We start from the raw sequence: 6,565 nt of genomic DNA, 5'->3' as shown, positions 1-6,565 counted from the left end.
CGCCGCGACCAGCGCAGCAACTGCGCGCGCTCCTCGTCGCTGAGCACCAGCTCGGCCTTCGGTCGCCCCGTTCTCGGCATACCCCAGTCTACAATTTATCCTGCGGATTTTCGGTGCAGGATACTAGCCTGCGGCGGGTGGACGCCCCGCACTCGACCACGGTCGCCGTGACCGGCCACCTGATGGACACCGGCATCCTCGCCCGGGTGCTCGATGACGTGCTCGAGTACGGCGGCGACTACCTCATCGAGTCCCTCGACCTGGGACGCCGGCACGAGGACGAGTCGCGGGCGCTGGTGCGGGTCAGCGCCGGCGAGGGCGACCTGCTCGAGCGGATCGTCATGCGCCTGCAGACCCACGGCGCCAACCCCGTCGACCCCGGGACGGCGACCCTGCGGCCGGCGCCGGCCGACGGCGTCTTCCCCGACGACTTCTACTCGACGACCAACCTCGACACCTGCGTCCGCCTGGACCGGGAGTGGCTGCCGGTCGACCGCGCCGAGATGGACTGCGGCCTGGTCGTCGACGAGGTCGACGGTGGGGCGGGTGGACGAGTGGTCGTCCGGACCGTGCCGGTCAGCGACGTCCGGGCCGGTGCGGCCGTGGTGTGCGGCGCGCGCGGCGTCCGGGTGGAGATGCCCCCGGCGGTGGCCCGCGGCGAGGAGGAGGCGTTCGGGTTCATGTCGTCGGCGGCCTCCAGCGAGAAGCCGCAGGTGGTGCTGGTCCGCCAGATCGCCGAGCGGATGCGGGAGGTGAAGGCGGCCGGGCAGAAGGTGCTGTGGGTCGGCGGGCCGGCCGTCGTCCACACCGGTGCGGCGCCGGCGATGGTCCGGCTGGTGGAGGCCGGCTACGTCGACGTCCTGTTCGCCGGCAACGCGCTGGCCACGCACGACATCGAGGCGGCGCTGTTCGGCACCTCCCTCGGCGTCGACCTGGCCAAGGGCGCCGGCGTGCCGCACGGCCACGAGCACCACATCCGGGCGATCAACACGATCCGGCGGGCCGGCTCGATCGCCGCGGCCGTGGCGTCCGGCGTCCTCACCGGCGGGGTCATGCACGCGATGGTGCGGGCCGGCAGGCCGTTCGTGCTGGTCGGCTCGGTGCGCGACGACGGCCCGCTGCCCGACGTGTACACCGACGTGATCGGGGGTCAGCGGGCGATGCGCGCCCAGCTGCCCGGTGTCGGCTTCTGCATCATGGTGGCGACGATGCTGCACGCGATCGCGACGGGGAACATCCTGCCGGCGTCGGTGCCGCTGGTGTGCGTGGACATCAACCCCGCGACGGTCACCAAGCTGGCCGACCGTGGCAGCGCCCAGGCGATGGGCATCGTCACCGACATCGGCCTGTTCCTCGAACAGCTCGCCCGCGAGCTGGCCCCGTAGTCATGTCGCGCCGAGTGGGGCCCGGAGGGGTCCGCGCAGGCGCGACGCAGCGGCTCCACGCGACCGGGGAACGGCAGTGGCCGCGGTGTCGCCCGGTAGGACGACCGTGTCATCGCCCGCGGTGTCGCCCGGTAGGACGACGGTGACTACGCCTCGCCCTCGCAGACGGCGCGGCGCACCAGGTCCGCGGCGCCGACCAGGCCGGCCTGCGCGCCCAGCCGGGCGGCCGCCACCCGCGGACCGGGCCGGAACCCGCGGCCGGGCAGCGCCCGGTCCAACCGCTCCCGCGCCGGGCCGAGCACCATCTCGCCGAGCACGCTCACCCCGCCGCCGATGACGACCACCTCGGGATCCAGGACGGCGGCGAGGTCGGCGATCCCCTGCCCGAGCCAGGAGCCCACCTCGGCCAGCAGCTCCAGCGCGAGCGGGTCGCCGTCGGCGGCGGACGTGGCGACGTGCTCCCCGGTGAGCCGGTCGGCCTCGCCGTCGACCCGCTCGAGCAGCAGCGCGGCGGCCGCCGGGGAGCTGCGGGCCACCTCCCGCGCCGTCTGCCCCAGGGCGGTCCCGCTGGCGTACTGCTCCCAGCAGCCCCGGTTGCCGCACGCGCACAGCCGGCCGTCGGGGACGACGCGCATGTGCCCCCACTCCCCCGCGACGCCGTGGGAGCCGCGCTGCAGCCGGCCGTCCACGACGATCCCGCCGCCGATGCCGGTGCCCAGGGTGATCATCAGCGCGAGGTCGGCGCCGCGGGCCGCGCCGTAGCGGTACTCGGCCCAGGCGGCGGCGTCGGCGTCGTTCCCCACCCACATCGGCCGCTGCAGCCGCACCGCGAGGTCCTTGCGCAGGGTGGAGTTGCGCCAGGCCAGGTGCGGGCTGAACAGCACCGTGTCCCCGGTGCGGTCGAACCAGCCGGCCGCCCCCACGCCGACACCGACCAGCGGCCCGCCGTGCCACAGCGCGAGCTCCTCGACCACCGCGGCGATCGCGTCCTCGGTCTCGACCACCGACGCGCCCGGGGTCGCCCGGCGCGCGGTGGCCAGCACCGTCCCGTCGGGGGCGACGACGCCGCCGGCCACCTTCGTGCCGCCGATGTCGATGCCCAGGGCGGGCAGGTCGGCGGCGTCGGTCACGGCGGGGCGGGTGGGGGGCTGCGCGGCGGGGTGGGTGGGGGGCTGCGCGGCGGGGTGGGTGGGGGGCTGCGCGGCGGGGTGCGAGGGGGGCTGCGCGGCGGCCACTCAGACGATCTCGATCCGCTGGACCGTCGGCGCGGGCTCGGCGGGCGCTGCCGGCTGCTCGGAGGCCGGTTGCTCGGAGCCCGGCTGCTCGGAGGCCGGTTGCCCGCCCCAGGCGGGGCGTCCCCCCGCGGGGCCCGACTCGGCGAAGGCCCGCAGCGCGGACGCCGCCGCACCCAGGACGTCGGCCAGCGCGGCGGTCACCTCGGGACGCTCGCCGCGGACCACCGCCGCGGCCTGGCAGACCGGGCACCAGCGACAGTCGGCGGGGTGGTCCGCGGGGGTCGCCCGCGCCTCTTGCAGCGCCTGACCGACGGTGCGGCCCAGCCCGGCCACCAGCCGGCGGGTCTGCTCGACCCAGTCGGGTCCGTCGCTCATCTCGTGCTCCCCTCGGCGGCCAGCAGGTCGGCCGGCCACTGCTGCGGATCGGGTGTGAAGGTGACCTCGAGCCGCGCCCGCGCGGTGCCGGCGTCGGTGAGGGCGCCGGCAGTGACCAGGCAGCGGCGCAGCAGGGCGTCGAGCCGGATCGACCGGCGCGTCCCGGCCACGGTGACCACCAGGTCGTCCTGCCAGCGGGTCAGCTCCAGGTCGGCGCGCTCGGCGAAGGGCAGCGGCAGCACCAGCCGCCGGCCGCCGTCCACCCGGTCGGTCAGCGGCCGCCGCGGGACCGCCGGCGGGCCGTCGTCCCCGTCGGGCAGCAGCGCGGCCAACGCCGCGGCGCCTGCCGGCGCCCGCGCGGCCTCCGGGACCCGCCGCACCGGGGCCAGCTCGGCCAGCTCGGCGAGGACGGCGTCCTGCTCGACCCGGCGCGCGGCCCACCACTGCCCCGGGACGCCGGCCGGGAGCACCCGCGCGAGGACGGCGGTCGGCCGCTGACCGTGCAGGGCCAGCGCGGTCACCGCGGTGCGCAGCGCCGCGACGGCGCCCGGGCGGGGGACGGCGACCAGCCGGACCTCGGTCGCGGCCGGGTCGGTCAGGGCCAGCCGGCCGAGCAGCTCCTCCAGGACGGGCACCGCGTCCAGGACGGCGTCGACCGGCCTGCGGGACACCGCCCCGGAGCGCACCGCGGCGGTCCGGACGGCGCCCAGCACGCGCAGCCGGGTGGGCAGCGCCTGGTCCAGCCACCAGCGCAGCGCACCGGGCAGGCCGACCAGCGCGGTGCCGGTCTGCAGCGGGCCGGCGTCGACGACCACCGTGTCGGCCTCGCCGTCGCGGGCCGCGCGGGCCAGCCGGACCAGCAGGGCGAGCTCGGCGACGCCCGGCAGCGGCACGACCGAGCTCGCCGGCGGCGGCGTCAGGCCCGGGACGGCGCCGGCCAGCTCCCCGGCGGCGGCCCACAGCGTCTCGAGCGCGGCGAGGGGCTCGACCGGGTCGACGGCCAGGCCCGGTACGTCGGCCACCCCGGCCGGGCACCCACCCGGGCGGGTCAGCAGCAGCGTGCGCCGGCCGGACCGGGCGGCGCGGACGGCGGCCGCCGCGGCGAGGGTCGAGGTCCCGGCCCCGCCGGGCCCGGTGAGCAGGAGCGTGCACACCGGCCGCTCAGCCCTCCACGCGCTTCTTGAGCTCCTTGAGAGCCGTGTCGAGGATGACCTTCTCCGCCTTGCGCTTGATCATCCCCAGCATCGGGATGGCCAGGTCGATGGTGATCGCGTAGGTGACGTCGGTGGTGCCCGGCACGGTCTCGGTGAGGGTGTAGGAGCCCTCCTGCCGCTTCTGCATCTGGCCCTTCACCAGGGTCCAGGTCACCCGGCGGTCGTCGTCCCAGGTGTACTCGAGCACGTAGTCGTCCTTGACCGCGCCGGCGTCGAGGACGAAGTGCACCCGCCGCGCCCGGCCGTCGGGGCCGGGCTCGAGGACCTCGACCGTCCTGGCCGCGGCGACCCACTGCGGATAGGCCGGGAAGTCGGCGATCACCGCCATGACGTCGGCCGGCGGCGCCTCGACGGTGATCGACTGCGTGGACTGGTCGGCCATGCGCAGCAGGCTAACCGCTCGCCGCCCACCGGGCGGCCGGCGGCGCCGGCTCCTGCTACTCGCGGGTAGCCGCCGGCGGCTAGATTCGGTCGAGGACGTCCCGCGACCGGTGCCGCAGGCGACGGGCCGTGGCCGGGCGGGAGGGGAGGACGAGGCGTGCGCGAGTTCAGCGTCCCCGCGACGACCGAGGTGGGGCTCGACGAGGCGCTGCCGGACCTGCTCGCCACCAACGTGGCCGAGCACGGCGACGAGGTCGGCCTGCGGATCCGGCGCGGCGGCCGGTGGGAGGACGTCACCTGGCGCGAGTTCGGCGCCCAGGTGGCCGGGGTCGCCAAGGGGTTGATCGCCTCCGGCGTGCAGGTCGGCGACCGGGTGGCCCTGCAGGCCAGGACGCGCTACGAGTGGACGGTCCTCGACTTCGCGATCTGGACCGCGGGCGCGGTCGTCGTCCCGGTCTACGAGACCTCCAGCCCCGACCAGGTGGCCTGGATCCTCTCCGACTCCGGCGCCACCGCCGCCGTCGTCGAGCGGGCCGAGCACGCCGCCGCGGTGGACTCGGTGCGCGAGCAGGCCCCCGACCTCGGCCCGCTGTGGGTCATCGACGACGACGCCCTGGGCACCCTCACCGCGGCCGGCGCCGGCGTCCCGGACGCCGAGCTGGCGGCCCGCCGGGCGGTGCTGCGCTCCTCCAGCCTGGCCACGCTGATCTACACCAGCGGCACCACCGGCCGCCCCAAGGGCTGCGAGCTCACCCACGCCAACTTCCTGTTCGAGATCGGCAACGGCATGAGCCTGCTCAGCCGGCTGCTCGCCCCGGGCAGCTCGCTGCTGCTGTTCATCCCGCTGGCCCACGTGCTCGCCCGGGTGCTGGAGGTCGGCGCGGTCAAGACCCGCACCGTCCTCGGGCACACCCCGGACGTGAAGAACCTGGTGGAGGACCTCGGCGGGTTCCGGCCGACCTTCGTCCTCGCCGTCCCCCGGGTGTTCGAGAAGGTCTACAACCAGGCCAAGGCCAAGGCGGAGGCCGACGGCAAGGGGCGGGTCTTCGACCGGGCGGCCCGGGTCGCCGTCGACTGGTCGCGCGCCCAGGACACCGGCGGCCCCAGCCCGGTGCTGCGCGCCCAGCACGCGCTGTTCGACAGGCTGGTCTACGGCAGGCTGCGCGCCGCGCTGGGCGGGCGCTGCCAGGGTGCGGTCTCCGGCGGCGCCCCGCTGGGCGAACGGCTGGGCCACTTCTTCCGCGGCATCGGCGTCACCGTCTACGAGGGCTACGGGCTGACCGAGACCACCGCGGCGGCGTCGGTGAACCACGACGGGGCCCTGCGCATCGGCACCGTCGGGCGCCCGCTGCCCGGCGTCGAGGTGGCGACCGCCGACGACGGCGAGATCCTGGTCCGCGGCGGCATCGTGATGCGCGGCTACTGGCACGACGAGCAGGCCACCCGGGAGGCGGTCGACGCCGACGGCTGGCTCCACACCGGCGACCTCGGCGAGATCGACAGCGACGGCTTCATCCGGATCACCGGCCGCAAGAAGGAGATCCTGGTGACCGCCGGCGGCAAGAACGTCGCCCCCGCCGTCCTCGAGGACCGGCTGCGCGCGCACCGGCTGGTCAGCCAGTGCATCGTCGTCGGCGACCAGCGTCCCTTCATCGGCGCGCTGGTCACCCTCGACGAGGAGGCGCTGCCGGCCTGGCTGCAGGCCGAGGGCAAGGACACCGGTCTGACGCCCGCGCAGCTGCGCGAGGACCCCGACCTGCGCGCCGAGCTCGAGGCGGCGGTCGCCGAGGCCAACCGGGCGGTCTCGCACGCGGAGGCGATCAAGCAGTTCCGGGTGCTGGACACCGACTTCACCGAGGAGAACGGGATGCTGACGCCGAGCCTCAAGCTCAAGCGTGCCGTGGTGCTCAAGGAGTTCGACGCCGAGGTCGAGGCGATGTACCAGAAGGACCCCGCTGCCCCCCACCCCTGAGAG

The 6,565-nt window shown here is 76.1% G+C and carries 6 protein-coding genes; 2 read left to right on the top strand and 4 right to left on the bottom strand.

Translation table 11 applies throughout. From position 1 onward, the window contains the following. The first annotated feature begins 137 nt into the window (after positions 1-137). On the top strand, positions 138-1,385 hold the full coding sequence (locus DQ238_RS04735) for a TIGR00300 family protein (RefSeq protein ID WP_233495698.1): 1,248 nt from the start codon (positions 138-140) through the stop codon (positions 1,383-1,385). Positions 1,386-1,531: 146 nt separating this feature from the next. Here DQ238_RS04735 and DQ238_RS04730 read toward each other — a convergent pair whose 3' ends face one another. The 4 genes from DQ238_RS04730 to DQ238_RS04715 all read right to left on the bottom strand — a co-directional run bounded on the left by DQ238_RS04730 (position 1,532) and on the right by DQ238_RS04715 (position 4,591). Further along, positions 1,532-2,515, bottom strand: coding sequence for an ROK family protein (locus DQ238_RS04730; protein ID WP_113780168.1), 984 nt, complete (start codon positions 2,513-2,515; stop codon positions 1,532-1,534). Positions 2,516-2,620: 105 nt separating this feature from the next. After that, the gene (locus DQ238_RS04725) at positions 2,621-2,995 is read right to left on the bottom strand and encodes a hypothetical protein (RefSeq protein WP_113780146.1); all 375 of its coding nucleotides are present in this window, start codon (positions 2,993-2,995) and stop codon (positions 2,621-2,623) included. Continuing rightward, positions 2,992-4,149 (bottom strand): ArsA family ATPase, encoded by a 1,158-nt coding sequence (locus DQ238_RS04720; protein WP_113780145.1) that lies wholly within the window; start codon positions 4,147-4,149, stop codon positions 2,992-2,994. The genes DQ238_RS04725 and DQ238_RS04720 overlap by 4 nt, the downstream gene beginning before the upstream one ends. Positions 4,150-4,156: 7 nt before the next feature. After that, on the bottom strand, positions 4,157-4,591 hold the full coding sequence (locus tag DQ238_RS04715; RefSeq protein WP_113780144.1) for an SRPBCC family protein: 435 nt from the start codon (positions 4,589-4,591) through the stop codon (positions 4,157-4,159). A gap of 156 nt (positions 4,592-4,747) precedes the next feature. Here DQ238_RS04715 and DQ238_RS04710 point away from each other — a divergent pair, with 156 nt between their 5' ends. Further along, the gene (locus DQ238_RS04710; RefSeq protein ID WP_113780143.1) at positions 4,748-6,562 is read left to right on the top strand and encodes a long-chain fatty acid--CoA ligase; all 1,815 of its coding nucleotides are present in this window, start codon (positions 4,748-4,750) and stop codon (positions 6,560-6,562) included. Positions 6,563-6,565: the final 3 nt, after the last annotated feature.

It is taken from the genome of Geodermatophilus sp. TF02-6 (assembly GCF_003319115.1).
GTDB lineage: Bacteria > Actinomycetota > Actinomycetes > Mycobacteriales > Geodermatophilaceae > Geodermatophilus.
Note: the sequence above shows the minus strand (reverse complement) of the source record. Positions and strands in the feature narration are given on the sequence as shown.